At 69.1% G+C, this 26,705-nt stretch carries 28 protein-coding genes; 16 read left to right on the forward strand and 12 right to left on the reverse strand.

Annotated elements, in window-relative coordinates; genetic code table 11:
- Positions 1 to 338: 338 nt before the first annotated feature.
- From MKK67_RS05140 to MKK67_RS05160, 5 genes are read left to right on the forward strand one after another with little or no spacing between them, the layout of a single operon-like run.
- Positions 339 to 1,631, forward strand: a complete 1,293-nt coding sequence (locus MKK67_RS05140) for an MFS transporter (RefSeq protein ID WP_243962599.1) — start codon at positions 339 to 341, stop codon at positions 1,629 to 1,631.
- Between the two features lie 7 nt (positions 1,632 to 1,638).
- Positions 1,639 to 2,859, forward strand: a complete 1,221-nt coding sequence (locus MKK67_RS05145) for a CaiB/BaiF CoA transferase family protein (protein WP_243962600.1) — start codon at positions 1,639 to 1,641, stop codon at positions 2,857 to 2,859.
- Between the two features lie 17 nt (positions 2,860 to 2,876).
- A complete protein-coding gene (locus MKK67_RS05150) occupies positions 2,877 to 3,692 on the forward strand; it encodes an enoyl-CoA hydratase/isomerase family protein (RefSeq protein ID WP_243962601.1) in 816 nt (271 codons plus the stop codon).
- 58 nt (positions 3,693 to 3,750) lie between these two features.
- On the forward strand, positions 3,751 to 3,966 hold the full coding sequence (locus MKK67_RS05155; RefSeq protein WP_243962602.1) for a hypothetical protein: 216 nt from the start codon (positions 3,751 to 3,753) through the stop codon (positions 3,964 to 3,966).
- A 47-nt stretch (positions 3,967 to 4,013) separates the two neighbouring features.
- Complete coding sequence (locus MKK67_RS05160) at positions 4,014 to 4,598, forward strand: PIN domain-containing protein (protein WP_243962603.1); 585 nt, start codon at positions 4,014 to 4,016, stop codon at positions 4,596 to 4,598.
- Positions 4,599 to 4,621: 23 nt separating this feature from the next.
- Here MKK67_RS05160 and MKK67_RS05165 read toward each other — a convergent pair whose 3' ends face one another.
- Complete coding sequence (locus tag MKK67_RS05165; protein WP_243962604.1) at positions 4,622 to 5,089, reverse strand: YbaK/EbsC family protein; 468 nt, start codon at positions 5,087 to 5,089, stop codon at positions 4,622 to 4,624.
- 283 nt (positions 5,090 to 5,372) lie between these two features.
- On the opposite strand from MKK67_RS05165, the gene MKK67_RS05170 reads away from it, so the two are divergent.
- Together MKK67_RS05170 and MKK67_RS32535 are read left to right on the forward strand one after the other, a co-directional pair.
- Positions 5,373 to 5,585 (forward strand): hypothetical protein, encoded by a 213-nt coding sequence (locus MKK67_RS05170; RefSeq protein WP_243962605.1) that lies wholly within the window; start codon positions 5,373 to 5,375, stop codon positions 5,583 to 5,585.
- Between the two features lie 59 nt (positions 5,586 to 5,644).
- The gene (locus MKK67_RS32535; protein WP_279594953.1) at positions 5,645 to 5,776 is read left to right on the forward strand and encodes a hypothetical protein; all 132 of its coding nucleotides are present in this window, start codon (positions 5,645 to 5,647) and stop codon (positions 5,774 to 5,776) included.
- A 285-nt stretch (positions 5,777 to 6,061) separates the two neighbouring features.
- On the opposite strand, the gene MKK67_RS05175 is transcribed toward MKK67_RS32535, so the two are convergent.
- From MKK67_RS05175 to dctP, 4 genes are all read right to left on the reverse strand, one after another.
- Positions 6,062 to 6,325, reverse strand: coding sequence for a hypothetical protein (locus tag MKK67_RS05175; protein ID WP_243962606.1), 264 nt, complete (start codon positions 6,323 to 6,325; stop codon positions 6,062 to 6,064).
- Positions 6,326 to 6,400: 75 nt separating this feature from the next.
- Complete coding sequence (locus tag MKK67_RS05180) at positions 6,401 to 7,753, reverse strand: TRAP transporter large permease (RefSeq protein WP_243962607.1); 1,353 nt, start codon at positions 7,751 to 7,753, stop codon at positions 6,401 to 6,403.
- Positions 7,753 to 8,442: a TRAP transporter small permease gene (locus MKK67_RS05185; RefSeq protein WP_243962608.1), complete on the reverse strand. Its 690-nt coding sequence runs from the start codon at positions 8,440 to 8,442 to the stop codon at positions 7,753 to 7,755. Before MKK67_RS05185 ends, MKK67_RS05180 begins: the two co-directional genes overlap by 1 nt.
- Entirely contained in the window at positions 8,439 to 9,461 is a 1,023-nt protein-coding gene (gene dctP, locus MKK67_RS05190) for a TRAP transporter substrate-binding protein DctP (RefSeq protein WP_243962609.1), read from the reverse strand. The genes MKK67_RS05185 and dctP overlap by 4 nt, the downstream gene beginning before the upstream one ends.
- Positions 9,462 to 9,656: 195 nt before the next feature.
- Here dctP and MKK67_RS05195 point away from each other — a divergent pair, with 195 nt between their 5' ends.
- Together MKK67_RS05195 and MKK67_RS05200 are read left to right on the forward strand one after the other, a co-directional pair.
- Positions 9,657 to 10,307 carry a GntR family transcriptional regulator gene (locus tag MKK67_RS05195; RefSeq protein WP_243962610.1) on the forward strand — a complete coding sequence of 217 codons (651 nt, stop codon included), beginning with the start codon at positions 9,657 to 9,659 and terminating at the stop codon, positions 10,305 to 10,307.
- 114 nt (positions 10,308 to 10,421) lie between these two features.
- Entirely contained in the window at positions 10,422 to 11,363 is a 942-nt protein-coding gene (locus tag MKK67_RS05200; RefSeq protein WP_243962611.1) for a class I SAM-dependent methyltransferase, read from the forward strand.
- Here MKK67_RS05200 and MKK67_RS05205 read toward each other — a convergent pair.
- From MKK67_RS05205 to MKK67_RS05225, 5 genes are all read right to left on the reverse strand, one after another.
- The gene (locus MKK67_RS05205) at positions 11,339 to 12,019 is read right to left on the reverse strand and encodes a GntR family transcriptional regulator (RefSeq protein WP_243962612.1); all 681 of its coding nucleotides are present in this window, start codon (positions 12,017 to 12,019) and stop codon (positions 11,339 to 11,341) included. The two genes, MKK67_RS05200 and MKK67_RS05205, sit on opposite strands and share 25 nt — an antisense overlap.
- Before the next feature lie 60 nt (positions 12,020 to 12,079).
- Positions 12,080 to 15,043: an FAD-binding and (Fe-S)-binding domain-containing protein gene (locus MKK67_RS05210; RefSeq protein ID WP_243962613.1), complete on the reverse strand. Its 2,964-nt coding sequence runs from the start codon at positions 15,041 to 15,043 to the stop codon at positions 12,080 to 12,082.
- Positions 15,044 to 15,181: 138 nt separating this feature from the next.
- On the reverse strand, positions 15,182 to 15,916 hold the full coding sequence (locus MKK67_RS05215; protein ID WP_243962614.1) for an SDR family oxidoreductase: 735 nt from the start codon (positions 15,914 to 15,916) through the stop codon (positions 15,182 to 15,184).
- Between the two features lie 90 nt (positions 15,917 to 16,006).
- Positions 16,007 to 16,774, reverse strand: coding sequence for an SDR family oxidoreductase (locus MKK67_RS05220; RefSeq protein WP_243962615.1), 768 nt, complete (start codon positions 16,772 to 16,774; stop codon positions 16,007 to 16,009).
- Between the two features lie 73 nt (positions 16,775 to 16,847).
- Positions 16,848 to 17,549, reverse strand: coding sequence for a GntR family transcriptional regulator (locus MKK67_RS05225; RefSeq protein ID WP_243962616.1), 702 nt, complete (start codon positions 17,547 to 17,549; stop codon positions 16,848 to 16,850).
- Between the two features lie 118 nt (positions 17,550 to 17,667).
- Here MKK67_RS05225 and MKK67_RS05230 point away from each other — a divergent pair, with 118 nt between their 5' ends.
- From MKK67_RS05230 to MKK67_RS05260, 7 genes are all read left to right on the forward strand, one after another.
- Complete coding sequence (locus MKK67_RS05230; protein WP_243962617.1) at positions 17,668 to 18,927, forward strand: ABC transporter substrate-binding protein; 1,260 nt, start codon at positions 17,668 to 17,670, stop codon at positions 18,925 to 18,927.
- 7 nt (positions 18,928 to 18,934) lie between these two features.
- A complete protein-coding gene (locus MKK67_RS05235; protein WP_243962618.1) occupies positions 18,935 to 19,810 on the forward strand; it encodes a branched-chain amino acid ABC transporter permease in 876 nt (291 codons plus the stop codon).
- 14 nt (positions 19,811 to 19,824) lie between these two features.
- Positions 19,825 to 22,383, forward strand: coding sequence for a branched-chain amino acid ABC transporter ATP-binding protein/permease (locus MKK67_RS05240; protein ID WP_243962619.1), 2,559 nt, complete (start codon positions 19,825 to 19,827; stop codon positions 22,381 to 22,383).
- Positions 22,380 to 23,303, forward strand: a complete 924-nt coding sequence (locus tag MKK67_RS05245; protein ID WP_243962620.1) for a 3-hydroxyacyl-CoA dehydrogenase — start codon at positions 22,380 to 22,382, stop codon at positions 23,301 to 23,303. Before MKK67_RS05240 ends, MKK67_RS05245 begins: the two co-directional genes overlap by 4 nt.
- Before the next feature lie 2 nt (positions 23,304 to 23,305).
- A complete protein-coding gene (locus MKK67_RS05250; protein ID WP_243962621.1) occupies positions 23,306 to 24,235 on the forward strand; it encodes a 3-keto-5-aminohexanoate cleavage protein in 930 nt (309 codons plus the stop codon).
- A gap of 69 nt (positions 24,236 to 24,304) precedes the next feature.
- Positions 24,305 to 24,535 (forward strand): antitoxin, encoded by a 231-nt coding sequence (locus tag MKK67_RS05255; RefSeq protein WP_243962622.1) that lies wholly within the window; start codon positions 24,305 to 24,307, stop codon positions 24,533 to 24,535.
- Positions 24,532 to 24,969, forward strand: a complete 438-nt coding sequence (locus MKK67_RS05260) for a type II toxin-antitoxin system VapC family toxin (protein WP_313899000.1) — start codon at positions 24,532 to 24,534, stop codon at positions 24,967 to 24,969. Before MKK67_RS05255 ends, MKK67_RS05260 begins: the two co-directional genes overlap by 4 nt.
- A gap of 16 nt (positions 24,970 to 24,985) precedes the next feature.
- Here MKK67_RS05260 and MKK67_RS05265 read toward each other — a convergent pair whose 3' ends face one another.
- Positions 24,986 to 25,300 (reverse strand): DUF167 domain-containing protein, encoded by a 315-nt coding sequence (locus tag MKK67_RS05265; protein ID WP_243962623.1) that lies wholly within the window; start codon positions 25,298 to 25,300, stop codon positions 24,986 to 24,988.
- Between the two features lie 11 nt (positions 25,301 to 25,311).
- Positions 25,312 to 26,682 (reverse strand): FAD-binding oxidoreductase, encoded by a 1,371-nt coding sequence (locus MKK67_RS05270; RefSeq protein WP_243962624.1) that lies wholly within the window; start codon positions 26,680 to 26,682, stop codon positions 25,312 to 25,314.
- Between the last annotated feature and the right edge of the window lie 23 nt (positions 26,683 to 26,705).

Genomic DNA, 26,705 nt, shown 5'->3' on the forward strand with positions numbered 1-26,705 from the left:
AGCCGCGCGATCCCTGGAGGCCTCCTTCGAGGCCGCGAACGCGGCACCTCAGGATGAGGGGGTGATTGGGAGATCCACCGGTCTCGAACCCGGGTGGCACGACACGACACGGCTGCTCCGAGCCGCACTCAAAGACGATTCACCTTCATCGAAACGGGAGCCTCGTGGCTCCCGTTTCCCGTTCCCGCCAGCTAATTGAATTCGTGCCGATCCCCTCGACGCACGGTTGCCTTCCGGCGCAAGAGGCGATTGAATAACGAATACCAAAGAGCGCCGGTCCCTGGGACGAGGCGCCCGGCGACCGCGGAACGCGGCGCCTTTGAGCGGAGGAACGGTCGATGCTGAAGCGCGTGAGCGCCACCCAGGGCGTGCTCGGCCTGCTCTGCGTGATGTACTTCATCACCTATCTGGACCGGGTGAACATCGCGACCGCCGGCGCCGAGATCATCCGCGAATTCGGCATGTCGAAGACCGATTTCGGTCTGATCCTCTCGGCCTTCGCCTACCCCTACGCGATCTTCCAGGTGATCGGCGGCTCGGTCGGCGACAAGTTCGGCGCGCGGCGCACGCTCCTCGTCTGCGGCATGATCTGGGCTTCGGCCACGATCCTGACCGGCCTGGTCGGCGGGCTGATCAGCCTGTTCCTGGCCCGGGTGCTGCTCGGCTTCGGTGAGGGCGCGACCTTCCCGACCGCGACCCGGGCGATGCAGAACTGGACGGCGCCGGGCCGGCGCGGCTTCGCGCAGGGCATCACCCACGCCTTCGCCCGCCTCGGCAACGCGGTGGCGCCGCCGATCGTGGCGTTCCTGATGTACCATTTCGGCTGGCGCACCAGCTTCGTGATCCTGGGCGGGATCAGCTTCATCTGGGTGGTAATCTGGTACCTGTATTTCCGCGACGACCCGTCCGACCACCCGACCATCACGGCCAAGGAGCTCGAGGCCCTGCCGCTGCCCAAGAAGGTCGGAGCCAAGCAGTCGGTGCCGTGGGGGCCGCTGACCCGGCGGATGCTGCCGGTGACGGTCACGTATTTCTGCTACGGCTGGACCCTGTGGCTGTTCCTCGGCTGGCTGCCGAGCTTCTTCAAGGAGAATTACGGCCTCGACCTCAAGAACTCGGCCCTGTTCGCCTCGGGGGTCTTCTTCGCCGGCGTCGTCGGCGATACGGTCGGCGGCATGCTGAGCGACTCGATTCTCCATCGCACCGGCAACGTGAAGCTCGCCCGCCTGTCGGTGATCGTCGTCGGCTTCCTGGGCGCGGCCGCGAGCCTGGCTGGGGTGTTCCTCACCCGCGACCTGACCCTGGTGGCTTTGCTGCTCTCCTCCGGCTTCTTCTTCGCCGAGTTGGTGATCGGGCCGATCTGGTCGGTGCCGATGGACATCGCGCCGAAATATGCCGGCACCGCCAGCGGGTTGATGAATACCGGCTCGGCCATAGCGGCGATCGTCTCGCCGATCGTGTTCGGGCTGATCGTCGATCTCACCGGAAGCTGGACGCTGCCCTTCGTCGGCTCGGTGGGCCTGTGCCTGCTCGGCGCTGCGCTCGCCTTCACCATGCATCCCGAGCGCGAATTCGTGGACCCCGTCACCGGGCCGGTCGGCCCCGTGGCGACCGTGCCGGCCGGGGAGTAGCGCCGCGATGGCGGAACAGACGGGACGTTCCGGGCCGCTCGCCGGCATGCGGGTGATCGAACTGGCGCATATCATGGCCGGCCCCGTGTGCGGGCTGATGCTCGCCGACATGGGCGCGGAGGTGATCAAGGTCGAGAAGATGGAGGGCGACGACACCCGCCGCACCGTCCCGCCGGCGCTGGAGGGCGAGAGCGCCGCCTACATGATGATGAACCGCGGCAAGCGCGGGCTCAGCCTCGACCTGAAGAACCCGGACGGCGTCGCGGTCCTGCGCCGCCTGCTCGCCAACGCCGACGCGCTCATCGAGAATTACCGCGGTGGCACCATGGAGCGGCTGGGCATCGGCTACGAGACCCTGCGGCAGGAATTTCCGACGCTGGTCTACTGCTCGCTCTCGGGCTTCGGCCGCACCGGGCCCTATGCCGACCGGGCCGGGTTCGACTTGGTCGCGCAAGGCATGAGCGGGCTGATGTCGGTGACCGGCGAGGGACCGGGCCGGCCGCCGATGAAGTGCGGGCCGCCGGTGACCGACATCACCGCCGGGATCCTGGCCGCCATGGGCGTCCTGGCGGCCTATTCCCACCGGCTGAAGACCGGGCGGGGCCAGGCGGTGGACACCTCGCTGTTCGAGGCCGGGATCACCCACACCTACTGGCAATCGGCCATCGCCATGGCGACCGGGATCGCCCCGGGGCCGATGGGCTCGGCCCACCCGCTGAACGCGCCCTACGAGGCGTTCGAGACGGCGGATGGCTGGATCACCATCGGGGCGGCCAACCAGACCAATTGGCTGCGGATGTTGAAGGCGATCGATGCCGAGGCGCTGGCCGAGGATCCGCGCTTCGCCCTCAACCGCGACCGCATGGCCAACCGCCACGACCTCGCCGCCACCCTGGCGCCGATTTTTCGCGGGGAGACCTCGGAGGTCTGGCTAGGCCGCCTGGAAGCCGGCGGCGTCCCGGCCGGTCCCGTGCTCGACGTCAACGCCATGCACCAGGACCCTCAGGCGCTCGCCCGCGAGATGGTGGTGGAGGTCGAGCACAGCCGGGTCGGCCGGATGAAGACGCTCGGCCTGCCGGTGAAGTTTTCGGACACGCCCGGCCGGGTCCATGGGCCGGCCCCGTTGCTCGGCGAGCATTCCCGGGCGATCCTGGCGGAGGCCGGCTACACCGCTTCCGAGATCGACGGCCTGATCGACAGGGGCGTGGTCCGCGAGACCGTGGCCTGAACCCCAGAGGACCTGCGATGAGTGCCACGCCCGCCGCCACCGACGAGCTGCTGTTCACCACGGACGAGGCCGGGATCGCCCGGATCGTCCTCAACCGGCCGCAGGCCCGCAACGCGCTCACCTTCGCGATGTATCAGGGCCTGATCACCTGCTGCGAGGCGATCGCCGCCAGCCCGGCCGTGAAGGCGCTGATCATCACCGGCGCCGGCGACAAGGCCTTCGCGGCCGGCACCGACATCGCCCAGTTCCGCGCCTTCGAGACCGCCGAGGATGCGCTGGGCTACGAGCGCTTCATGGACAAGGTGCTGGGCACCCTGGAGCGGCTGCGGGTGCCGACCATCGCGGCGATCGCGGGCGCCTGCACGGGCGGGGGCGCGGCCATCGCGGCGGCCTGCGACCTGCGCATCGCGACCCGGGACGCGCGGTTCGGCTTCCCGATCGCCCGGACGCTCGGCAATTGCCTGAGCCAGGGCAATCTCAAGCGGCTCTCCGGGCTGATCGGCCCGGCGCGGGTCAAGGACATCATCTTCACCGCCCGCCTCGTCGGCGCCGAGGAGGCGCTGGCCATCGGCCTGGTCGGCGAGGTCGTGGATGATCGCGCAGCCCTGACCGAGCGGGTCGACGTCCTGGCCGAGCTGCTTGCCGGCCACGCCCCGCTCACGATGCAGGCCACCAAGGAGGGCCTGCGCCGCCTCGCCGAGGAAGACCCCACGGCCGACGGCGCGCCGCATCCCGGCGATGACCTGATCCTCCTCTGCTACATGAGCCAGGATTTTCGCGAGGGCATGGAGGCGTTTTTGGGCAAACGCACGCCGGCCTGGAGCGGTCGTTGAACGCCTGACCACGCGGCGCTACATTCGCGCGGTACACGAGAGACACCACCCTTCGGCGATGGCGCTGTCCGATCTTCCCCGTACCCGACCGACCGAGACCGACGCGCAGACACGTGCGCGGGAGGACGCCGCGCGGGTTGAGACGGCGCGCCGGGACTTTGACAGCATGTCCGCCCGAATCGCCGCCGCCCGCCCGCTGGCACCCGCAAAGGACGACTTGAGCGATCTCGACCTGCTCGAGGCCGCCACCGCGCTCAGCACCGCGAAGAGGTGAGTGCAGGCCCCGGGATTGGCGGCGGCGGCCCGGCGCCGTCACGCACGGTGCTGCGCCTCTGCCTCGATGTGAACGTCTGGATCGCTTACCTTCTAGCCCTGCAGCGCGGCCGGACCGGCACCGCGCCGATGCGCCTGGTTGCGATGGTGCGGGACGCTGCGGCAGGCGACATTCCCCTTCAACTGACGATCTCGCGCGAAATGCTCGGCACCCTCGAACGGGTGCTGAAGCGGCAGGGTCTTCCGGATCGCCTCGCCGAAGGATTTCCCCAGGTTGTCGACGGATTGATGCGCGTCGGACCTGAGAAACTGCATCCGGCCATGCTGACGGCAGGGCGGGATCAGCTCGCCATGGCCGATCGCGAGGATGCCGGCGTGTTGGCCTTCTGCATCGCCGATCGCGTCGACCTGCTGGTCACCGACAACCTCGTCGATTTCGCGACCAACGATTCCGAGCGTCGCGACACGCGGCACGTCAGCCGTTCGGACGGCACGACCCGTCAGCTCTTCGCCCTGCTCCATGAGCGCGCCGACGGTGTATCGCTCGTGGTGGCGCATCCGATCGACGCCGTCGAATGGCTCACAACCGGGTTTCGCCCCACCGCCGCTGCCCTACGCCAGCGCTATCCCTGACAGCCAGATCGGTCCGCCGCCGCTCACACCGGCTCCTGGCAGACATCGACCCAAACCGCCCCGGTCAGCGCGGCCATGCGGTCCGGCGCGATGCGCACGGCGCTGTAGGTGCTGCCGGCGGCGGGGACGACCTCGTCGAAGGCCTTGAGCGAGACGTCGCAATAGATCGGCAGCGGCGCGATCAGGCCGAACGGGCAGACCCCGCCGACCGGGTGGCCGGTGATCGCCTCGACCTCGGCCAGATCGAGCATCCGGACCTTGCCGCCGAACACCGCCTTGGCCTTCTTGTTGTCGAGCCGGGCATCGCCCCGGGTGACCACCAGGGCGACCTGATCGCCGATGCGGATCGAGAGCGTCTTGGCGATCTGCGCCGGCGCGACCCCGTGGCCGGCGGCGGCCTCCGCGACGGTCGCGGTGCTGGTGGTCAGCTCGATCACCGCGATGTCGGGCGCCTTCTCGGCGAAGAACGCCCGGACCGTTTCAAGACTCATGCAAGGTGTCCTCCGAATAAAACAGGCCGCGGCGGCGACGGCCGGAAGATCAGGGACGCATCCCGGTGAAATCGATGCGTCGTTCATAGATGATGCGCGCGGTGGCGCGGAAGTGGCCGTGGACGCCGGGCAGACGGTCCTGAGCCGATCTTCAGCGCCGCGCCACCAAGAGACTATCTTTTACCGCCGCCCGGGCGCAGGATCACCCGATCATCGGAAGAGCGGCCACAGGCTCCGGTGACTGAGGACGGCCTGTCCCCGCCTGTGATCGGCGGCCGGACACATGGCAGACCTCTTCGTTTTCCCGACCGTGTCGCCCAGCGCGGCGGCGACCTATCAGGCCTACCGGTTCTCATCGAACGGCAGCGTCCGCTCGACCGTCCCGGTGAACGCCTCGGACGACGATGCGGCCGAGCGCCACGCCGTCACCCTGCTCGACGGACACCGGATCGAACTCTGGGCGCGCGGGCGCTTCATCGCGCACGTCAAACCGTAGGCGATCGCCGCTCGGACCGCGCCGACACGTCACCCGCATCGAACCGAAGGATCGACAGCATGGCCACCGAGAAGCAACGCGGCAACCGCGAGACGAAGAAGCCGAAGAAGCCGGTGCCGAAGACGAACGCCGCGGCCCCGTCGCAGAAGAACACCGTCTCGGCGGCGGTGAAGAAGTCCGAGGGGCGTTGAGTTCGAGCGGAACGCATTTTTTGCACCGTCGCGCCCGCAGCGACCGGTGGAGGTGCAACGTTCGGAGAACGTGCGCTGCGCTGTGTTGCTTCGCTGCGCTCGCAATGACGGTGTGAGCGGCCGCCGAACCATCGGAAATCCCGCCCACGCCCCCCATCCTGAGGTGCTGCGCCGCAGCCTCGCAGGAGGGCTCCATGGATCACAGCGGCTTCTGGAGAACTTCTTCGCGGCCTCCGCTTAGCGGAAGCTCTCCAGGATGCGGTTCCGAATGAGAGAGTCCGATCCTCACGCCTTCAGCGGTCGCGCCTGCAAGATCGCCGCGCGCACGAACGGCCGTTTCAACTGGGTGCCGACATTCGCCCGGCCGACGAATTCCTGCGCGCCGGGGTGGCTGCGCACCGCCTTCACGAGGTTGACCCGGTGGCCGCTGCGGAACCTGTAGGGCTCGGCCACGGCGCCGTCGAGGAACGCCTCGACGCTCGCGTCGATCTCGTCCTCGGCGATCACGTTCGCCGTGTGCAGCATCTGGATGGTCTGAAGGTCGGTCATGGCGGATAGATAGGGCGGCGGCGCCGGTTACGCAGCCAAGGTTACCGGCGCCGCCGTCCGTGGGGAAGTCCGGTGCTACCGCGTCGTCGCCAGCAGCAGGTCCGGCAGCCAGAGGGCGATGCCCGGCACCAGGCACAGGATCAGGATCGCCACCGCCATCAGCATCACGAAGGGCAGGGTGCCCCAGATGATGTCCGAGAGCGGGATGTCGGGGGCGATGTTCTTGATGACGAAGATGTTGAGCCCCACCGGCGGGTGGATCAGGCCCATTTCCATGGTGATGGTCATCACCACGCCGAACCAGACCAGATCGAAGCCCGCGGCCTTGAGCGGCGGCAGGATGATCGGCGCGGTCATCAGGATGATCGAGACCGGCGGCAGGAAGAAGCCGAGCACGATCACCAGCGCGAGGATCGTCACCAGCAGCACCCAGGGCGAGAGCTGCATCGCCACGATCGCGGCCGCGGCCGATTGCGACAGGTGCAGGTAGCTCATCACGTAGGCGTAGAGCAGCGACATGCCGATGATCAGCATCAGCATGGTCGATTCCCGCAGCGTCGCGATCAGGATCGGGCTGACGTCCCGGAACCGCCAGACGCCGTAGATCGCGGCGATCAAGCCGAGCGCCAGAAGGCCGCCGAGGCCGGCCGTCTCCGAGGGCGTCGCGTAGCCCCCGTAGAGCGCCACCATCACGCCGGTGAGCAGGATCACGAAGGGCAGCACCCGCGGCAGCGTCGAGAAGCGCTGGGCCATGCTGTACTGCTCGTCGGCCAGGATCGGCGAGGTCGGCCCCCCGCCCTCCAGCACCGCCTTGGCGGCCGTGTATTCCGACCGGAACCGATACATCGACCAGGCCGCGAACAGCCCGACCAGCAGCAGCCCCGGCCCGATCCCGGCCAGGAACAGGCGTCCGAGGGACTGCTCGGAGGCCACCGCGTACAGGATCATGGTGATCGAGGGCGGCAGCAGGATCCCGAGCGTGCCGCCGGCCGCGATGATCCCGGCGGCGAAGCCCGGCGAGTAGCCGCGCTTGCGCATCTCCGGGATGCCGGCCGAGCCGATCGCCGAGCAGGTCGCCGGGCTCGAGCCCGCCATGGCGGCGAACAGCGCGCAGGCGAAGACGTTGGCGATGCCGAGCCCGCCCGGGATGCGGTGCATCCAGGCATGCATCGCCGAGTAGAGGTCCTGCCCCGCCCGGGACCGGCCGATCGCCGCGCCCTTCAGGATGAACAGAGGGATCGACAGCAGGGTGATCGAGGCCATCTCCTCGTAGACGTTCTGCGCCACCGTATCGAGGGAGGCGCCCGGCATGAACACGACCATGAAGGCCAGGGCCACGGCTCCGAGCGCGAACGCGATGGGGATGCCCGACAGCATCGCCCCGAGGGTGGCCCCCGCGTAGAGGAAGCCGATCGCCGCCGTGCTCATCACTTCACCCTCGCGTCGACCGTGCGGCCCATCGGATCGGGCCCGCGGGGCGTGACCCCGGGCGCACCTTGCATGTCCGTGTTCACGTCGGCGCCGATGCCGATCTTCGGCTTGGCCCAGCCGGCCGCCCGCGGCCCGTAGAGCGCAGCCTCGGCGATCTGCAGCACGAACTGGAGGCACAGCAGGCTCATGCCGGCGGCCATCAGCGTGTAGGGGATCCAGAGCGGCGGCCCCCAGGTCGATTGCGAGGTCTGGCCGTCGATCCAGGCCTCGTGATCGAGGGTCCAGCTCTTCCAGGCGAAGAACGCGCAGAAGGCGAGGCTGACGATGTCGACGAACAGCAGCCGGATCCGGTTGATTGTGGGCGACAGCAAGCCGGTCAGCGCCTCGATCGCGACATGGCCGCGCTTGGCCTGCACCCCGGCGGCCGAGAAGAACGTCGCGCCGACGATCAGGAAGACCGCCATCTCGTCCTGCCAGTCGGTGGGCTCTTTCAGCAGGTAGCGGACCACGACGCTGTGGCTCAGCACCAGGCAGGCGCCGACCAGGCAGAGCCCGCCCAGCCCGAGGATGACGCGGTTGATGCCGCGCAGCGCCCGGTCGAACAGGCCGAGTAGGCCGGGGAGCCGGGGCTCCTCGGCGCCCTTCGCATCCGGGATCGCGGTAGCCGCGTCGAAGCCGTGGCTCACGCGACCTGCTCCGCCAGCTTCAGCAGCTCCGCGCAGCCGGCATTGCGGCCGGCATAGTCCTTCCAGGCGGTCTCCCGGGCGAGGTCCCGCCACTGGCCGAGGGACTTCTCGTCGAGCTGCGAGACCTTGGCGCCGGCCTTGGAGAAGATCTGCTCGACGCGGGTATCGTCCTCCTTGGCGCCGGTCTGGCCGAAGGCTTCGAGCTCGGCGCCCACGGCCATGATCAGGTCCTGCTGGTCCTTGGGCAGGCCCGAGAACACGGTCTTGGACATCATGATCGGCTCGAGCATGAACCAGTAGGAGCGCTCGCGGCCGGAGGTCAGCGCCTTCGAGAGCTCTTCCAGCCGGAACGAGATCAGGCTGGTCGACGAAGTGATCACCGCGTCGCAGGCGCCGGTCTGCATCGCCGCGTAGGATTCGTTCGACGGGATCGAGAGCGTCGCGGCGCCGGCCTGCTTCATCATCAGGTCCATCTCGCGGGAGCCGCCGCGGACCTTCATGCCCTTGGCGTCGGACGGCGCGATCAGCGGCCGCTCGCGGCTGGCGACGCCGCCGGATTGCCAGACCCACGAGACCAGGACGATGCCCTTGGATTCCAGGATCTCGGTGAGCTTGCGGCCCACGGGGGCCGACTTCCACGCCACCGCCTGCGCGTAGGAGGTCACGAGCGCCGGCATCAGGCCGATGTTCAGCTCCGCCACCTCGCCGCCCGCGTAGGGGCTCGGGTAGAGCGACATGTCGAGCGCACCCTTGCGCATGGCGCCGAACTGGGCGTTCGTCTTCATCAGCGAGGAGCCCGGATAGACCTGAACCTCCAGGGCGCCCTTGGAGCGCTCGCCCACCGCCTGGGCGAATTTCCGGCACATTCGGTCGCGAAAGTCGCCCTCGTCGATCGTGCCGCCCGGGAACTGGTGCGACAGCTTCAGGATCGTGGCGGCCTGGGCCGCGCCGAGACCGAATCTCAGGATGGCGGGCGCCGCGAGGGCGGCCGCGACCAGCGTGCGACGTGTCGGCATCATCGATCTCTCCCGCACCGCCAATAAGAAGGCGGATCTATTTTGTGCATTGCAATATTAGCGATGCAATCCTTGTATGCACGAAAAACTGTCTTGTATATTTTGTCAACAGTCGAGCATATGTGAACGGCGTAAGCCGGGCCGATCCTTCAAGAAGGCTGGCGACGCACCATCCGCCGAGGGGGAAGGACCGGAGGGATGAACCACGCCCAGCGCCTGCGGCAGCGGATCGAGGACGAGATCGTTTCGGGCGAACTCGCCCTTGGGGCCCGCCTCGACGAGAACCAGCTGGCCGAGCGCTTCGGGGTCTCGCGCACGCCGATCCGGGAGGCGCTGCTGCAACTGGCGGTCACCGGCCTGATCCAGACCAAGCCTCGGCGCGGCGCCATCGTCAGCGCGCCGGAGCCGCATCTGCTGCTGGCGATGTTCGAGACCATGGCGGAAATCGAGGCCGCCTGCGGCCGGCTCGCGGCGCGGCGGCTGGTTCCGGAGGATGCGGAAGCCCTGCAGGCGGCCCTGGCGGGCTGCCGGGCGGCGATCCTTACGGATGCCGAGAGCTACTACGCCGAGAACTACGTGTTCCACACGGTGGTCTATCGGGCGAGCCGCAACGCTTTTCTGGCCGAGCAGGCCCTGTCGCTGCACAGGCGGCTCGCGCCCTACCGCAGGTTGCAATTGCGTGCCCGTCAGCGGCTGCCGCAATCGCTGGCCGAGCACGAGGCCATCGTCGCCGCCATCGTCGCCGGCGATGAGGCCGGCGCCGCCGAAGCCCTGCGCAGCCACGTCATCGTCCAGGGTGACCGCTTCACCGACCTCGTGGCCGGCCTCCGGGCACCCAGCGCCGCCTGACGAAACGGAAAGCGCAGCTTAACCGCATTCCCGCGAGGATTGCGTAGGCCCGCGATCTGACTCGACTAGAAGTTGCGTCATCAGCATTGTCGTCGCGTGGAAGCGAGGACGGCCATGCTGAAGGACATCGTGAGAAACGCCGGGCGCCGCGCCGGAATCGACATCTTCCGGGCGAGCACCGAGCCGTTCCGCTGGAGCCATACGGTCCACGATTACCACCCGGTGGTGCCGTCCTCCCGGTGGACGCCCGGCAGCGCGCCGCACGGTCACCTCCGGTCGGTCCTCGCCCGCGAGACGACCGCCTACGCGGCGTTCCTCGATGCGCTGGAGGCGCGGGCCGACCTGCTCCACAGCGTCCCGCATCAATCCGGCGTCATCGACCCGGTCACGCCGCACTGGAACAACACGTGGTTCACCGCGCTCGACGCGGCGGCGCTGATGACCATGCTCGCCTGGAAGCGGCCGGCCCGCTACCTCGAGATCGGGTCCGGCTCCTCGACCTGCTTTGCCCGCTATACGATCGACGCGCTTAAACTGCCGACGACAATCACCTCGATCGACCCGATGCCCCGCCGGGAGATCGACGCGATCTGCGACTGGACGCTTCGCTCGCCCCTCGAAGGCTGCGACCTCAAGATCTTCGAAGAATTGCGCGCCGGGGACATCGTCTTCTTCGACGGATCACACCGGTCCTTCGCGAATTCCGACGTGACGGTCTTTTTCTTCGAAGTGATGCCGCGGCTCGCGCCGGGGGTGATCGTGCAGATCCACGACATCTTCATCCCGGACGACTACCCGGCCGCCTGGAACTGCCGACTCTACAACGAGCAGTACCTGCTGGCCGCCATGCTGATGTGCGGCGCGCCGCCGTTCCGCGTGACCGTGCCGGTGATGTATCTCTGCCAGGATCCGGCCATGAGCGCCCGGGTCAAGGCCGTGTTCGCGGCGCGCCGGCCGGGGCCCGACATCCCGTTCCTCTACCCGAACGATTCCGGCACGCCGGGCGCCTCGTTCTGGTTCGAGATGACGGCTCAGCCGGTCTCCGCGACCCCGTAATTGGCTGCGATCACAGTCTTTTTCCCGCGGATATGCTCGCGCATCAGGGTGGCGAGGGCGGCGCCGTCCCGGGCGCGCAGCAGCACGATCATGTGCTCGTGCTCCGACACGGCCCGGGCCCATTGGTCCGGGGTCTGGTGGGCCGAGTAGCGCGACCGCTGGATCCGGCCCGACAGGCTCTCGTAGATGTTGGCCAGGATGCCGTTGCGGCTCGCCGCCATGATGCCTTCGTGGATCCGCCGGTTGTAGCTGAAATACCCGGCCTCGTCGCCGCCCTTCCAGGCCGCCACCATCGCCCGGTGATCGACCTCGATCGCGTCGATCTCGGCCTCCGAGATCGTCCGGCAGGCGAGATCGCCGGCGGTGGCCTCGAGTCCGGCGATCACCTCCAGCATCTCCTCGAGTTCGACTTCCGAGATGCTGGCGACCCGCGCGCCGCGGTTCGGGAGCAGTTCGAGCAGGCCCTCGGTCGCCAGGATCTTGATCGCCTCGCGCAGCGGCGTGCGCGAGATCCCGAAGCGTTCGGTCAGCTCGCCCTCGTTGATGCGCGCCTTCGGCTCCATCTCGCCGGTGCGGATCAGTTCACGCATCCGGTCGGCCACCTCATCGTGGAGGTAACGACGGCTGATTCCGATGCCGGTGTCGATTTTGTTCATGAGCCGACGGTGCACGCGAGGTCGAAGCGACCTATCCTGCCTGTGTAGGTGCCCAACAATTCAGTGTCGAGGCGGGGGGCCTTGCACGAGCGCGTCATCGAGAACGCGGGCCATATGCTCGGCGCGGATGCCGAGGCCATCGTGGATCTGGTGACGGCAGCTCGTGCCGTCGGCAACCACGAGGTCGCCGGGGGCGGCCGCCCGCAGGGCCGGGAACAGGGACAGCTCGGCCATGGCGAAGGAGGTCTCGATCGTATCGGCCCCGTAGCCGAAGGCGCCGGCCATGCCGCAGCAGCTCGACTCGATGACCCGCACGTCGAGGCCCGGCACGGTCCGCAGCACCGTTTCCACCGAGCCCATCACGCCGAACGATTTCTGGTGACAATGCCCGTGCAGGTGCGCGACCCGGCCGCCCTGGTTCGCCAGCGGCAGCGCGATCCGACCCGATGCGAGGTCGGCGGCCAGCAATTCCTCGAACAGCAGCGATTGCTTCGCCAGCAGCGCCGTGTCCTCGCCCGGCAGCAATGCCGAAAACTCGTCCCGGAAGGTCAGCAGGCAGGACGGCTCCAGGCCGACCACCCGGGCGCCGGCCCGGACGAACGGCAGCAGCGTGTCGAGGGTCCGGCGCGCCTCGGCGCGGGCCCGGTCGGTCTGGCCCGAAGCCAGCCAGGTCCGCCCGCAGCAGAGCGGCCGCCGCCCGCGGGTCGGGTAGACCCGGTGGATGCGATAGCCCGCGGCCAGCAACACCCGCTCGGCGGCTTCCAGGTTCTCCCGCTCGAAGGCGCGGTTGAACGTGTCGCCGAACAGAATGACGTCGCGGAAGTCCCCGGTGACGTCTCCCGGATGGGCCGCCTCGCCCTGCTCGCTCCAGGGACGCCGCCAGCGCGGCAGCGAGCGCTTGGCCGAGAGCCCGACCATCCGCTCCGACAGGGCGGCCAGCGCCGGGTGCCGGTCGCGCAGGTTGAGGAGCGGGGCGAGCTTGGCGGCGAGGCCGGCGTAGTGCGGCATCAGGCCGATCAGCCGGTCGCGCAGGGGCAGGCCGTGGCGGGCGTGGTAGTGATGCAGGAACTCGACCTTCATCTTGGCCATGTCGACGCCCGTGGGGCACTCCCGGCGGCAGGCCTTGCAGGAGACGCACAGGTCGAGGGTGCGCTTCATCGCCTTGCTGGTGAAGGCGTCCGGCCCGAGCTGGCCCGAGATCGCGAGCCGCAAGGTGTTGGCGCGGCCGCGGGTGAGGTGTTCCTCCTCCCGGGTGGCCCGGTAGGACGGGCACATCGCGCCGCCGGCGAGCTTCCGGCAGGTGCCGTTGTTGTTGCACATCTCGACGGCCGAGCCGAAGCCGCCCCAATCCGACCAGTCGAGGGCGGGCTTGAGCGGCTCCGTCACCGCGTAATCGGGCTTGAACCGGAACAGGCTCCGGTCGTCCATGGTCAGCGGCCGGACGATCTTGCCGGGATTGAGCCGGTTCTCCGGGTCGAACGCGTCCTTCACGGTCTCGAAGGCACGGGTCAGGACCGGGCCGAACAGCGGCGCGATGTATTCCGAGCGCGAGATGCCGTCGCCGTGCTCGCCGGAATACGAGCCCTTGTAGCGGCGCACCAGCTCGGAGGTCTCCTCCGCGATGGCGCGCATCCGCTTCACGTCGCCGCCATCCTTCATGTCGAGGATCGGGCGGACATGCAGGCAGCCCACGGAGGCGTGGGCGTACCAGGTGCCGCGGGTGCCGTGCTTGGTGAACACCTCGGTCACCGCATCGGTGTAGTCGGCGAGGTGCTCCAGCGGCACCGCGCAATCCTCGATGAACGAGACCGGCTTCGCGTCGCCCTTCATCGACATCATGATGTTAAGGCAGGCCTCGCGGACCTCCCAGACCGAGCGCTGGCGCGCCGGCTCCAGGATCTCGACGACGGCGCCGGGGAAGCCGTGATCGGCCATGCACGCGTCGAGGCGCTTCAGGTCGCGCTTGAGGGCGGCGAGATCGTCGCCGGCGAATTCCGCCAGCAGCAGGCAGTTCGGCTTGCCGCGGGTGATGTCAGCCAATGTCGCCCGGAACAGCGGGATGTCGGCGCCGAGCACCAGCACGTTGTTGTCGACCAGCTCCACCGCCACGGGATCGAGGGCGACGATGTGCTGCGTCGTCTCCATGGCCGCCCGGAACGACGGGAAGTGGCAGACGCCCATCAACCGGTGCGCGGGCAGGCGCGACAGCTTGAGGGTCACTGACGTGGTGGCGGCCAGCGTCCCTTCCGAGCCGACCAGCAGATGCGCGAGGTTCGGCCGCGGCTCGACCAGGGCGTCGAGGTTGTAGCCGCCCACGCGGCGCTGCACCTTCGGGTAGCGGGCCGCGATCTCGTCGCGATGGAGGAGGGCGAGGGCGCGCATGCGCTCGGCCAGGGATTCGGCGTGCGCCGAGCCGGTGACCCCCGAGGCCGCGTTGCCGGTCAGGCCGAAGCCGAACGCCTCGCCGTCGGGCAGCAGCGCATCCATCGCCAGGACGTTGTCGCTCATCTTGCCGTAGCGCAGGGAGCGGGCGCCGCAGGAATTGTTGCCGGCCATGCCGCCGATGGTGCAGCGGGTCGCCGTCGAGGGTTCGACGGGGAAGAACCAGCCATCGGCCTTCACCCGGGTGTTCAGCCGCTCCAGCACCAGACCGGGCTCGACCGTGATCGTGCCGCCCTCTGGGTCGTAGGCGCGGATGCCGTTGAAGTGGCGCGCGCAATCGACCACCAGCCCCGAGCCGATCGGCTGGCCGTTTTGCGAGGTGCCGCCGCCGCGCAGGATCACCGGCGCGCCGTGATCGGCCGCGATCCGTAAGGTTGCCGCGATGTCCGCGGCCGAGCGCGGCAGGACCACGCCGGCCGGCATGATCTGGTAGATCGAGGCATCGGTGCTGTAGCGGCCGCGGGTGAACGCGTCGAACCGCGCCTCACCCTGAAGCTGTTCCGCGAGCTTGCGGGCCAATCCGCCATCGTGACGTGCCGCCGCGCGCGGCGACACCGCACTCCGAGCCTTGGCTTGCGTCACGGCCGATCCCTCCCGAGGGCGCGTCCCCGCCCATCGGGAGGATTGTATTCAAAATTCACGATCGGGAAAGCCGTGGTCGTGCCGCACCGGCGATGCGGACGATCACTCGACCCCGGGATAACCCCGTCGGGCCGACCGTCAGATCGTCATGCCACCGTCGATGGAATAGCTCTGGCCGGTCACGAACGCGGCCTCGTCGCTCGCCAGGAACACCACCAGCGGGGCGATCTCTTCGGCCTTCGCCAGCCGGCCCATGGGCTGGCGGGCGATGAAGGCCTTGCGGGCTTCTACGGGATCGTCGAACGCGTTGATCCGGTCGGCGAGCGAGGGCGTGTCGACCGTGCCGGGGCAGACGCAGTTGCAGCGGATTCCGCGGCCGACGTAATCCGCCGCCACCGACTTGGTCAGGCCGATCACGGCAGCCTTGGTCAGCCCGTAGACGAAGCGGTTCGGCAGGCCGCGCAGCGACCCGGCGACGCTCGCCATGTTGACGATGCTGCCGGCGCCGGCCTCCAGCATCCGGGGCAGGACGGCGCGGATCGTCCAGAACTGCGACCGGACGTTGAGGTTCACGGCGAAGTCGAAATCGGCGTCGCTGGCATCGAGCACCGTGCCGGCATGGACGTAGCCGGCGCAGTTGAACAGCACGTCGATCCGGTCGAGCCCGCCGGCCACCGCCTCGATCTGCCCCCGGTCCAGCACGTCGAGGGGCGCGGTGGTGACGTTCTCCACCCCGTCGAAGGTCCGGAGCGCCTCCGCCCGGACATCGGTGGCGAGCACCTGCGCGCCTTCACGCGCCATCGCCAGGACGCTCGCCCGGCCGATGCCCTGGCCGGCGGCCGTCACCAATGCTGTCTTGCCCGCGAGACGCATGCTCCGATCCTCCCCATGGTGCGGTCGTCGTGCCGCTTCGGCTCCAGTCTGCCGCGATCCGGGCCGCGGCGTAAGCCAGGGCGCGGTGTTTCAGGAGAGCATCCGGGTGTCGCCGTCGATGGAGATCGCTTGCCCCGAGATGGTCCGGCCCCGGGGCGAGCAGAGCAAGAGGATCTGATCGGCCAACTGGCGGGCGGTGACGTAGTCCTTCACCGACACGAACGAGAAGGCGCGGGCCTCCATCTCGGCAAAGCTCGTGCCCTGCTGCTGCGCCTTGGCCTCCAGGACCCGGCGCTGCCGGTCGCCGGCGACCAGACCGGGCAGGATCGCGTTCACCCGGATGCCGGCCTCGCCCAGCTCGATCGCCAGGGACTTCGTGAAGCCGATCACGCCCCATTTCGCCGCCGCGTAGGGGCTGCGCAGGCCGAAGCCGAACTTGCCGGCCGCCGAGGACAGGTTGACGATCGAGCCGTTGCTGCTCGCGCGCAGGTGCGGCACCGCGAGCCGGGCGCAGTTGAACTGGCTGGTCAGGCAGACCGTCAGGCAGCGGTCCCATTCCTCCGGGGCGATCTCCTCGACCCGCCCGGTCGGCCCGGCGATGCCGGCATTGTTGACGAGCACGTCGAGGCCGCCGAGGTGATCGACGACCTGATCCATCATGGCGGCGACCTGCTCCCGGTCGGCGACGTCGGTCCGGCTGCGCCCGACCTCGGCGGGCAGCGCCGCAAGCGCCGCCTCGTCGATGTCGCAAGCGAAGACCCGCGCGCCTTCCTCAAGGAACGCATCGACGATGCCGCGTCCGATTCCAGCGGCGCCCGCCGTTACGAGCACGCGTAAGCTGGCGATTCCGAGATCCATATCGCTCCTCCCGTTTCAAGCATCGTCCCGAAGGCGCTTGCCGCCTTTCTGACGCAGACGATGCGCACCAAAACTACGCGTCCCGCAGACCCCCGCGGGACAGGATGAAATCCGCCGCTTCGCGGATGTCCGCAGCCAGAGCGGCAGCCGCTGCGGGCCCGTCCTGAGCCTCGATCGCGACGAGCGCTTCGGCATGCCGCCGCAGCGCAAAGCCCTGGAGCAGCCGCTCGGGATGGGCGCGCAGGTCGAGGTTGATCACCGGCCCCGCCTTCAGCCACAGCCGGGCGAGGACCTCTTGGAGCGGCGCCAGCCCGCAGGCAGCGTAGATCGCGAAATGCAGGTCGCGGTTGAGCCGGACCGCCCGGGTGCAATCGGGCTCCGCCGATTCGGCCTCGGCCCGGAACGCCGCCTCGGCCCGGCGGATCGCGGCGAGGTCCGCCTCGCTCCGATGCTCGGCGGTCCGGGCGGCGGCGATGCCTTCGATCGCCATGCGGGTCTCTGCCAAAGCCCGGAAATCCCGCGCGGTCATGACCGGCACCCGAATCGCCCGAGTCGGCGCGACTTCGAGCACGCCGTCGGCCACGAGGCGGCTCACCGCCTCGCGCACCGGCATCACCGAGACGCCGAGCGCGGCCGCGCTCTGGCGCAGGGACAGCCTGTCGCCGGGCGTCAGCCGCCCGGAGGCGAGCAGATCCGCCAGGGCCTCATAGGCGGTGTCGGCGAGGGTGCGCCGCTCCAACTGGGGCAATTCGGCCAGAGCCAATCTAGAACTCATGTGCCGACACTAGACGCATGTGGCACTATCGCGCTAGTGATCTGTGATCACAGTTCGGGTGAGGGCCGCCAGAGCCCGCCAAAAAGCCCAACTGGAGGAAAGGCACGGGAGCGGAACGATGACGGACCGGTTCGGGGATTCTCTCTCTCGCCGCGGCCTGTTGCAGGTCGGCGGCGCGGCGCTCATCGCACCGGCGCTCGCCAGCCCGGCCCTGTCCCAGGGGCAGTCCGACGTGATCCGGATCGGCCACCTGACCCCGCGCACCGGCTTCCTCGGGCCGCTCGGCGAGTTCGCCGTCCAGGCCGCCCAGCTCGCGGTCGAGGAGATCAATGCCGGCGGCGGCATCGCCGGCCGCAAGGTCGAACTTTTGTCGGAGGACAGCGTCAATCCGCAGACCGCCTCGGCCAAGGCCGAGCGCATGGTCCAGCGCGACCGCGTCGCCTGCCTGGTCGGCGAGATCAACTCGGCCTCGGCGCTTGCGATCAGCCAGGTGGCGCAGCGCGAGAAGGTGCTGTTCATCAACACCGGCGCGAACTCGGACGCGCTGCGGGGCGCCGATTGCAAGCGCTACCTGTTCCACGTCGAAGCGCAGAACACCATGATGGTGCGCGCCGCCGGTCGCGCTCTGGTCGAGAAGGGGCTGATCAAGGGCAAGAAGGTCTACGCGCTGACCGCCGACTACGCCTTCGGTCACGACCTGCTGAAGCAGGCAAAAAAGTTTTTCCCCGCCAACGAGGCCACCATCGCGGGCGAGGACCTGATCCCCACCGAGCTCACCGACTTCTCGCCCTTCCTGCTCAAGCTGCGCCAGGGCCGGCCGGATCTCGTGATCTGCAACCTCGCGGGCGCCCAGATCACCAACTTCCTCAAGCAGTACAGCGAGTTCGGCCTGCCGTTCCCGGTCGCCGGCTTCGGGTTCGACACGGCGCTCGCCTGGGGCGCCGGCCCCGGCAACTTCCTCGGCACCTGGCCGGTGATCTGGCACCACCGGATCGACTCGCCCTCGGCCCAGAAATTCGTTGCGGCGTTCCGGGCGAAGTACAAGAAGCCGCCGGAGAACCAGGGGTGGGGCGACTACACGGCGATGAAGATCGTTGCCCAATCCATGAACGAGCTGAAGACGACGGATTCCACCAAGGTCGTCGAGCACCTGGAGAAGGGCGCGACCTTCGACATCGCCAAGACCCGGGAGGGCTATTTCCGCCCCTGGGATCACGAGCTGATGCAGGAGATGTACGCGATCACCGCCCTGCCGGCGGATCAGGTCAAGAATCCCTACGACATCTTCACGGCCACCGGGCCTCTGCCCGGTGCCGGCGAGAACCTCGAGGTCCTCGCGACCACCCGCGACGAGAACGCCTGCACCTTCCCGGCGTGAGGCGGCCATGCAGCTCGTCTTCATCCTGGAACAGGTGCTCAACGGCCTGCTGATCGGCGTTCAGTACCTGCTGATCGCGCTTGGTCTTTCGCTGATCTTCAGCCTCGGCGGGATCGTGAATCTCGCCCACGGCGCGTTCTACGCCATCGGCGCCTACCTGACGGTGGTGCTGACCCCGACGATCGGCTTCGGCGGCGCGCTGGTCGCCTCGCCGTTGCTGGTGGGGGTGCTGGGCCTTGTGATCGAACGGTTCCTGCTCCGGCGGTTCTACCGGGGCGATCCCACCCTCGGCCTGCTCCTGACCTTCGGCCTCGCCATGGTCGCCGAGCAGGCCCTGCGCATGGCCTTCGGGGCGGCGCCTCTGCCTTACGGGATCCCGAGCTGGCTGCGCGGCCAGGTCTTCATCGGCGACCTGATCTACTCGCGCTACCGGCTGTCCATCCTGGTGGTGGCGCTAGCCTGCGTCGGCGGCCTGTGGCTGCTCCTGACCCGCACCAGCTTCGGCCGCGTGGTCCGGGCCGGGGTCCAGGATCCCGACATGGTCGCCGCGCTCGGCATCTCCCTGCGGCCCTACATGACCGCGGTGGTGACGATCGCGGTCGGGCTCGCGGCGCTCGCCGGCACCATGATGGCGCCGGTCACCGGGGTTCACCCCGCCATGGGCGCCGAGATCCTGACCTTCGCCTTCGTGGTGGTGGTGATCGGCGGTCTCGGCTCCTTCTGGGGCGTCGTCCTCGCGGCGCTGATCGTCGGCGTCGTCCGGGGGCTCACCGCCTACGCCTACCCGCCGGCCACGGAGGCCGCCGTCTACGGCCTCATGGTGCTCGTCCTGCTGCTGCGCCCGCGCGGCCTGTTCGGCGAGCAGATCGCCCGATTCGAGTGAGCGGGAGCAGCCCCATGTCCGGAACCGCCGAACCGCTGCCGCTCGCCATCCCCCAGCGCGGCCTGATCCTGCGCGAGAGCCGCCAGCTCTGGGCGGCGCTCGCCGCCCTGATCGTCCTGCCCTTCGCCCTCGACGCGATCGGCCTGACCCTGATCACCGCCACCGATGTGGTGATCTTCGCGCTGGCCGTTCTCGGCCTCAACATCCTGGTCGGCTGGACCGGCCTCGTCTCCTTCGGCCATGGGGCGTGGTTCGGGATCGGCGCCTACGCGGTGGCGATCCTGCAGACCCGCCTGGCCCCCGGCGACATGGCCCTGCCGCTGTTCGGCGCGCTGGCGATCACCGGCCTTGCGGCGCTCGCCGGCGGCGCGCTGATCCTGCGGCGGCGGGGCGTCTACTTCTCGCTGCTGACGCTCGCTTTCACCGCGATGCTCTACGCCATCGCGTTCCGCTGGACCGACCTCACCGGCGGCGAGAACGGCATCGGCAACCTGCACCGCTGGGAGGTGCTACAGCAGCCCGGCGCCTATTACGCGGCGGTCTCCAGCATCGCCTTCGTGGTTCTGGTGGGGCTCTGGCGGTTCCGCCGCTCGCCGATGGGGACGTTGCTGGTCGCGATCCGCGAGAACGAGCAGCGCGCTGGCTTCCTCGGCTACGCCACCAACCGCTACAAGCTCGCCGCCTTCGTGATCTCGGCCTCGATCACCGGGCTCGCCGGGGCGCTCTCGGCCTACAGCCACCGCTTCACCTCGGCCGACCCGATCTCCATCGCGTTCTCGGGCGAATTGCTCGCGATGGTGGTGATCGGCGGGATGCGCTCGTTCCTCGGGCCGGCGCTCGGCGCCCTGTTCTACATCCTGTTCCGGGAGTTCCTGTCGATCTACACCGCCGACTGGCTGCTGTATTTCGGGCTGCTGTTCGTCGCCTTCATCGTGTTCTCGCCGGACGGGCTCGTGGGCATCGCGGCGCGGCTGATGCGGCCGTTCCGGCGCGTGCCGAGCGAGGGCGCCGCCATGTCGGCCCGCCGGGCCGGCGCCTCCGGCCGGGTGCCCGCCCGGTTCATCGCCGAGGGGCGGACCGACGGGCCGGTGCTGATCGCCGAGGACATCAAGAAGAGCTTCGGCCCGGTGGCGGCGGTGCGCGGCGTGTCCTTCGCGGTGGCCGACAGGACCCTGCACGCGCTGATCGGCCCGAACGGCGCCGGCAAGACCACGGCGTTCAACCTGCTCTCCGGGATGTTCCGGCCGAATGCCGGCCGGATCCTCCTCGACGGGCGCGAGATCGCCGGGCTCGAGCCGCACGCGATCACCCGGGCCGGGCTCGGCCGGTCGTTCCAGATCACCAACCTGTTCCCGGGCCTGTCCGTGGAGGAGAACATCCGGCTCGCGGTCCAGGCGCGCCATCCGGCCCATATGAGCCCCTGGCGCGACGCCCTCGGCGTCCGGGAAATCGCCGACGACACGGCCGAGCTGCTGCGCTGGACAGGGCTCGCCGGGATCGAGAAGGCCGAGGCTGGCAGCCTCTCCTACGGCGGCCAGCGGCTCCTCGACATGGGACTGGCGCTGGCGACGCGGCCCCGGGTGCTGCTGCTCGACGAGCCCCTGGCCGGCCTCGCCGCCGCCGAGCGCGAGCGCGTCGGCGACTTGATCAAGGCGCTCTCGGCCGACATCCCGGTGCTGCTGGTGGAGCACGACATCGATCGGGTGTTCCGGCTCGCCGACCGGGTCACCGTCATGGCCGACGGGGCCGTGCTGGTCGACGGATCCGTGGCCGATGCCCGGGACGACGAACGCGTCCAGGCGGTCTATCTCGGCTCGGGCACGGAGGCGATTGCCGCCAAGCCCCGGGCGAGTGCGGCGGCGCCCGAGACGCTGCTCTCCATGGCCGGCGTCGATACCTTCTACGGCAAGTCGCACATCCTCAACGGCGTCGATCTCACCGTGCATAAGGGCGAGGTGGTGGCGCTGCTCGGCCGCAATGGCGCCGGCAAGTCGACCCTGCTGAAGACGCTGATCGGCACCGCGCCGCCAGCCGCAGGCCGGATCGTGCTGGCCGGCCAGGACATCGCCGGGCTGACGCCCGACCGGATCGCCCGGCTCGGCATCGGCTACGTGCCGCAGGGCCGGGCGCTGTTCTCCGGGATGAGCGTCGCCGAGAATCTCGGCCTCGGCCGGCTGCGCCGGCTCACCGGCGCCGGCATCCACTGGGACGAGGACAAGGTCCTGGAGTTCTTCCCGCGGCTGAAGCAGCGCTGGAGCGTCGACGCCTCGCGTTTGTCGGGGGGCGAGCAGCAGATGGTCGCGGTGGCCCGGGCGCTGTCCGGCGATACCCGCCTCCTGCTCCTCGACGAGCCGTTCGAGGGCCTGTCGCCGGCCGTGACCGAGGAACTGTTCGAGGCGTTCGACCGTCTGCGCCGGGAGATCGCGATCATCCTGGTCGACCACCACCTCGACCTCGCGCTGGCCCTTTCGGACCGCACCGTCGCGCTGGAGCGCGGCAGCGTCCAATGGACCGGCGAGTCGCGCCTGTTGCGCGAGGACCAGGAGCTGCGGCGAAAGGTTTTGTGGCTATGACGGACAGCGTCGCGATCATCGGCTCCGGCCTGATCGGCCGGGCCTGGGCGATGATCTTCGCCCGCGCCGGCTGGGATGTGCGCCTGTTCGACGCCGCTGACGGCGTCGCCGAGGCTGCGATCCCGCTCTGTGCCGAGGGCCTGCGGGTGCTCGCCGAGCACGGGCTCTGCCGCGATCCGGACGCGGCGTCCGGCCGTATTCGTGCGCCCAAAAGCCTCGCCGCCTGCCTCGACGGCGTCGGCTTCGTCCAGGAAAACGGGCCGGAACGGCTCGACGTGAAGCAGGCCCTGTTCGCCGAGCTCGATGCGCTGGCGCCGCCGGAGGCGATCATCGCCTCGTCCTCCTCGGCGATCCGCTGCTCGCTGTTCACGGAAGGCCTGCCCGGACGCGGGCGCTGCCTGATCGGCCATCCGGTCAACCCGCCGCATCTGATCCCGCTAGTGGAAATCTCGGGTGCGCCGTGGACGGACGCGGCGGTCCTGGACCGCGCCCGGCTGATCTACGAAGCCATCGGCCAGGTGCCGATCACGGTGCTGAAAGAGATCGAGGGCTTCATCCTCAATCGACTCCAAGGGGCGCTCCTGGCGGAGGCCTTCCGCCTCGCCTCCGAGGGCTACGTCACGCCGCAGGATCTCGACAGGACCGTCGCGGATGGGCTCGGCCTGCGCTGGAGCTTCATGGGTCCGTTCGAGACGATCGAGCTGAACGCCCCCGGCGGCATCGCCGATTACTGCGCGCGCTACACCGGCTTCTACAAGAGCCTCGCGGCCGATCCGGCCCCGCCCGCTGTCTACGAGGCGCCGGCCACCGAGGCGATCCTGGCGCAGTGGCGGGCGCCCGCGGATCTCCCCGCCCGCATGCGCCGCCGGGATGCCCGGCTTGCGTCCCTGCGGGCCCACAAGCTTTCACAGAAGGACTGAGCATGGCCCCCCAGCGGAAAGTCATCATCACCTGCGCCGTCACCGGCGCGATCCACACGCCGAGCATGTCGCCGCATCTGCCGGTGACGCCGGAAGAGATCGCCGACGCCGCCATCGGCGCTGCCGAAGCCGGCGCGGCGATCGTCCACCTGCACGCCCGCGACCCCGAGACCGGGCAGCCCGACCAGACGCCCGAGGCGTTCGCCAAGTTCCTCCCGGTGATCAAGCAACGCTCGGGCTGCGTGGTGAACCTCACCACCGGCGGCGCGCCGACCATGTCGATCGAGGAGCGCGTGCGTCCCGCCGCGACCTTCCAGCCGGAGGTCGCCTCGCTCAATCTCGGCTCGATGAATTTCGGCCTGTTCGGCATGCTCGACCGCTTCAAGGACCTGAAGCACCAATGGGAGCGCGACTATCTCGGCAACAAGGACATCATCTTCCGCAACTCGTTCGGCCAGATCGAGCATATCCTCACCACCTGCGCGCCGAACGGCACCAAGTTCGAGTTCGAGTGCTACGACACCGCCCACCTCTACAATCTCAAATACTTCTTCGACCGCGGGCTGGTGAAGGCGCCGCTGTTCATCCAGACGGTGTTCGGCCTGCAGGGCGGCATCGGCGCGCATCCGGACGACGTGATGCACATGAAGCGTACGGCCGACCGGCTGTTCGGCGATCAGTACCACTGGTCGGTGCTGGGGGCCGGCCGCAACCAGATGAACATCGCCGCCATGGCCGCCGCGATGGGCGGCAACGTCCGCGTCGGCCTGGAGGACAGCCTGTGGGACGGGCCGGGCAAGCTCGCCGAGACCAACGCCACGCAGGTCCGCCGCGTCCGCTCCATCATCGAGGGGCTGGGCCTCGCTATCGCATCGCCCGATGAGGCGCGGGAGATGCTGGCGCTGAAGGGCGGGGACAAGGTCGCGTTCTGAGGAGGGTCCACCCTTGCTTGTGCGGTCGCCGACGTGGGCATATGTTAAGCCATATGCCGGGAGGTGAGCATGGAGCGGATCGCCAAGGTCTTCAGGAATAACCGCAGCCAAGCCGTCCGAATTCCGAAGGAGTTCGAATTGCCTGGCGACGAAGTGTCGGTCTCTCGACAACCCGATGGGAGCCTGATCCTTCGACCACGGCTTCGCCTCGAGGCTCTCATCGCGTCGCTGGAACCACTTCTGCCGGAAGACAGGTTGGACGAAATCCCGGATCTCGAGGCGGAAGACGTCGTTCTGTGAGCGGCATCGTGCGCTATCTACTCGATACCAACATTCTGTCGGATCTCATCAATCGCGGGCGGGACGGCCCAGTCGCCGCCATGCTCGAAGGGCGCACAGCCAATGTGTGCACGAGCATCGTGGCGGCCGCCGAGATCCGGTATGGCGTGGCGCGAAAAGGGGCTCAGTCTCTAGCAGACCGCGCCGAAACAGTGCTCGGAACGATTCCGATCGCCCCTTTGGCGGCGCCGGCCGATCGTTATTACGGTGAGATCCGCGCGCTCCTCACAAAGCGGGGGACGCCGATCGGGCCGAACGACCTCCTGATCGCTGCCCAATGCCTCGCCTTGAATCTATGTCTTGTCAGCGCGAACCTGAGTGAATTCCGCCGCGTTCCAGGGCTGGAAATCGAGAATTGGCTCGACCCACATGCCGTGGGCAACGACGTGCATTAACGTCGCCAGCAAGTGCCTATCCCGGCACGCCAAAGACTTTGGCGAGGGCCTCATCGTCCACGCCGGTGATCTCCAGGCGCTTCATCCGGCCCTGATGGCCGGCAACGATCTGGACGGCGCCGGCCGCGATCCTGAGAGAGCCGGCGATCAGCCGTTCGAGCGCCGTGTTGGCGGCGCCGTCGACCGGCGGGGCGGCGACGCGCACCTTGAGACAGGGGGCGCCGTCCGCGTCGCGGATCCAGCCTTCCACGGCGTCGCGTCCGCCGCGCGGGGTCAGCCGGACGGTCAGCCGCAGCGGTTTGACCGCCGTCTCCGACGGGGCTCGTGCCACCGCACCCGCCTTCAGAAAATCTTGCCCGGGTTCAGCCGGTTGTCCGGATCGAGCGCGCGCTTGATCAGACGCATGGCGCCGATCTCCTCCGGCGAGCGCGACAGGGGCAGCTTGCTGCGCTTCTCCAGGCCGATGCCGTGCTCGGCCGAGACCGAGCCGTTCAGCTCGGCGAGCGGCGCGTAGATCGCGGCGTCGATGGCCGCGTTGCCGGCCGCGTCGAGGCGCGTCGTGTTCCAGTGCAGGTTGTTGTCGCCGATATGCCCGTAGACCACCGCGCGGCAGCCCGGGACCGCCGCTAGGCGTTCGAGGGCACCTTGGACGTAGCCGTTCATCTTCGAGAGCGGCACGCTGATGTCGAAGGCGCGCTCGATCCCGTTGGCGTTCAGGTGCTCGACGCGGTCACGGATGCGCCACATCCCCCGGCGCTGCTCTTCCGAGGAGGCCACGGCCGCGTCGAGGATCGTGCCTTCGCCCATCAGGCCTTCCAGCAGGCCGAGGAAGCGGTCGGATTCCTCCGGCACGCACTCGACCTCGATGATGGCGTAGAACGGGTAGTCGTAGCCCAGCGGCGGCGTCGCCCGGCCGGGCGCGGTCATCAGCTTATAAAAATCCGGCCACAGGCCCTCGAAGGAGGACACGCGCCCCTGGAAGGCACTCTGGGCGGCGCGCAGCACCCGGGCGCTGTCATCGACCCCCGGGCAGGCGATCAGCGCGGTGGCGTACCCGGCCGGCTCAGGCCGCAGCCGTAGGACGGCGCGGGTGACGATGCCGAGCGTCCCCTCGGTGCCGACGAAGATCTGCTTAAGGTCGAGCCCGGTGTTGTTCTTGATCAGCGGCCGCATGGACGAGACCACCGTGCCGTCGGCCAAAACCGCCTCCAGACCCAGCACCATCTCGCGCATCATGCCGTAGCGCAGCACCCGCAACCCGCCGGCATTGGTGGAGATCGCGCCGCCGATCGTGGCCGAGCCCCGGGCGCCGAGATCGAGGGGAAAGAATAGGCCGCTCTCGGTCGCCGCGTTCTGCACGCTCTCGAGGGTGGCGCCGGTGCCGACCACCACGGTCATGCCCAGCGGATCGACCGGCTCGATGCCGGTCATCCGCTCGGTGGACAGGGTGATTTCGTCCGGCGCGCAGAGGGTGCCGTCGACAAGGCCGGTGGCGCCGCCGCGCGGGACCACCGCGACACCGGCTTCGTGGCAGGCGGCCATCACGGCGCTCGTCTCGGCAGTATTGCGCGGCCGGACCAGGGCGAGCGCGGCGCAGGGCTCGGTCGGCCGAGTCCAGTTCGCCGAGCGGCCGCGCAACTCCTCGCCGGTGACGAGGCCGGACGGCCCGACGATGTCGGAGAGACGCGCGAGGATGGATCCGGCTTCTGTCATCGGCTTGTTCCGGGGAGCTTCAG

Source organism: Methylobacterium sp. J-072, from assembly GCF_022829425.1.
Classification (GTDB): Bacteria; Pseudomonadota; Alphaproteobacteria; order Rhizobiales; family Beijerinckiaceae; genus Methylobacterium.

Coding starts and splice junctions, on each gene's coding strand:
- MKK67_RS05140 (WP_243962599.1), top strand. CDS start 339: ATGCTGAAGCGCGTGAGCGCCACCCAGGGCGTGCTCGGCCTGCTCTGC.
- MKK67_RS05145 (WP_243962600.1), top strand. CDS start 1,639: ATGGCGGAACAGACGGGACGTTCCGGGCCGCTCGCCGGCATGCGGGTG.
- MKK67_RS05150 (WP_243962601.1), top strand. CDS start 2,877: ATGAGTGCCACGCCCGCCGCCACCGACGAGCTGCTGTTCACCACGGAC.
- MKK67_RS05155 (WP_243962602.1), top strand. CDS start 3,751: ATGGCGCTGTCCGATCTTCCCCGTACCCGACCGACCGAGACCGACGCG.
- MKK67_RS05165 (WP_243962604.1), bottom strand. CDS start 5,089: ATGAGTCTTGAAACGGTCCGGGCGTTCTTCGCCGAGAAGGCGCCCGAC.
- MKK67_RS05170 (WP_243962605.1), top strand. CDS start 5,373: ATGGCAGACCTCTTCGTTTTCCCGACCGTGTCGCCCAGCGCGGCGGCG.
- MKK67_RS32535 (WP_279594953.1), top strand. CDS start 5,645: ATGGCCACCGAGAAGCAACGCGGCAACCGCGAGACGAAGAAGCCGAAG.
- MKK67_RS05175 (WP_243962606.1), bottom strand. CDS start 6,325: ATGACCGACCTTCAGACCATCCAGATGCTGCACACGGCGAACGTGATC.
- MKK67_RS05180 (WP_243962607.1), bottom strand. CDS start 7,753: ATGAGCACGGCGGCGATCGGCTTCCTCTACGCGGGGGCCACCCTCGGG.
- dctP (WP_243962609.1), bottom strand. CDS start 9,461: ATGATGCCGACACGTCGCACGCTGGTCGCGGCCGCCCTCGCGGCGCCC.
- MKK67_RS05195 (WP_243962610.1), top strand. CDS start 9,657: ATGAACCACGCCCAGCGCCTGCGGCAGCGGATCGAGGACGAGATCGTT.
- MKK67_RS05200 (WP_243962611.1), top strand. CDS start 10,422: ATGCTGAAGGACATCGTGAGAAACGCCGGGCGCCGCGCCGGAATCGAC.
- MKK67_RS05205 (WP_243962612.1), bottom strand. CDS start 12,019: ATGAACAAAATCGACACCGGCATCGGAATCAGCCGTCGTTACCTCCAC.
- MKK67_RS05215 (WP_243962614.1), bottom strand. CDS start 15,916: ATGCGTCTCGCGGGCAAGACAGCATTGGTGACGGCCGCCGGCCAGGGC.
- MKK67_RS05220 (WP_243962615.1), bottom strand. CDS start 16,774: ATGGATCTCGGAATCGCCAGCTTACGCGTGCTCGTAACGGCGGGCGCC.
- MKK67_RS05225 (WP_243962616.1), bottom strand. CDS start 17,549: ATGAGTTCTAGATTGGCTCTGGCCGAATTGCCCCAGTTGGAGCGGCGC.
- MKK67_RS05230 (WP_243962617.1), top strand. CDS start 17,668: ATGACGGACCGGTTCGGGGATTCTCTCTCTCGCCGCGGCCTGTTGCAG.
- MKK67_RS05235 (WP_243962618.1), top strand. CDS start 18,935: ATGCAGCTCGTCTTCATCCTGGAACAGGTGCTCAACGGCCTGCTGATC.
- MKK67_RS05240 (WP_243962619.1), top strand. CDS start 19,825: ATGTCCGGAACCGCCGAACCGCTGCCGCTCGCCATCCCCCAGCGCGGC.
- MKK67_RS05245 (WP_243962620.1), top strand. CDS start 22,380: ATGACGGACAGCGTCGCGATCATCGGCTCCGGCCTGATCGGCCGGGCC.
- MKK67_RS05250 (WP_243962621.1), top strand. CDS start 23,306: ATGGCCCCCCAGCGGAAAGTCATCATCACCTGCGCCGTCACCGGCGCG.
- MKK67_RS05255 (WP_243962622.1), top strand. CDS start 24,305: ATGGAGCGGATCGCCAAGGTCTTCAGGAATAACCGCAGCCAAGCCGTC.
- MKK67_RS05270 (WP_243962624.1), bottom strand. CDS start 26,682: ATGACAGAAGCCGGATCCATCCTCGCGCGTCTCTCCGACATCGTCGGG.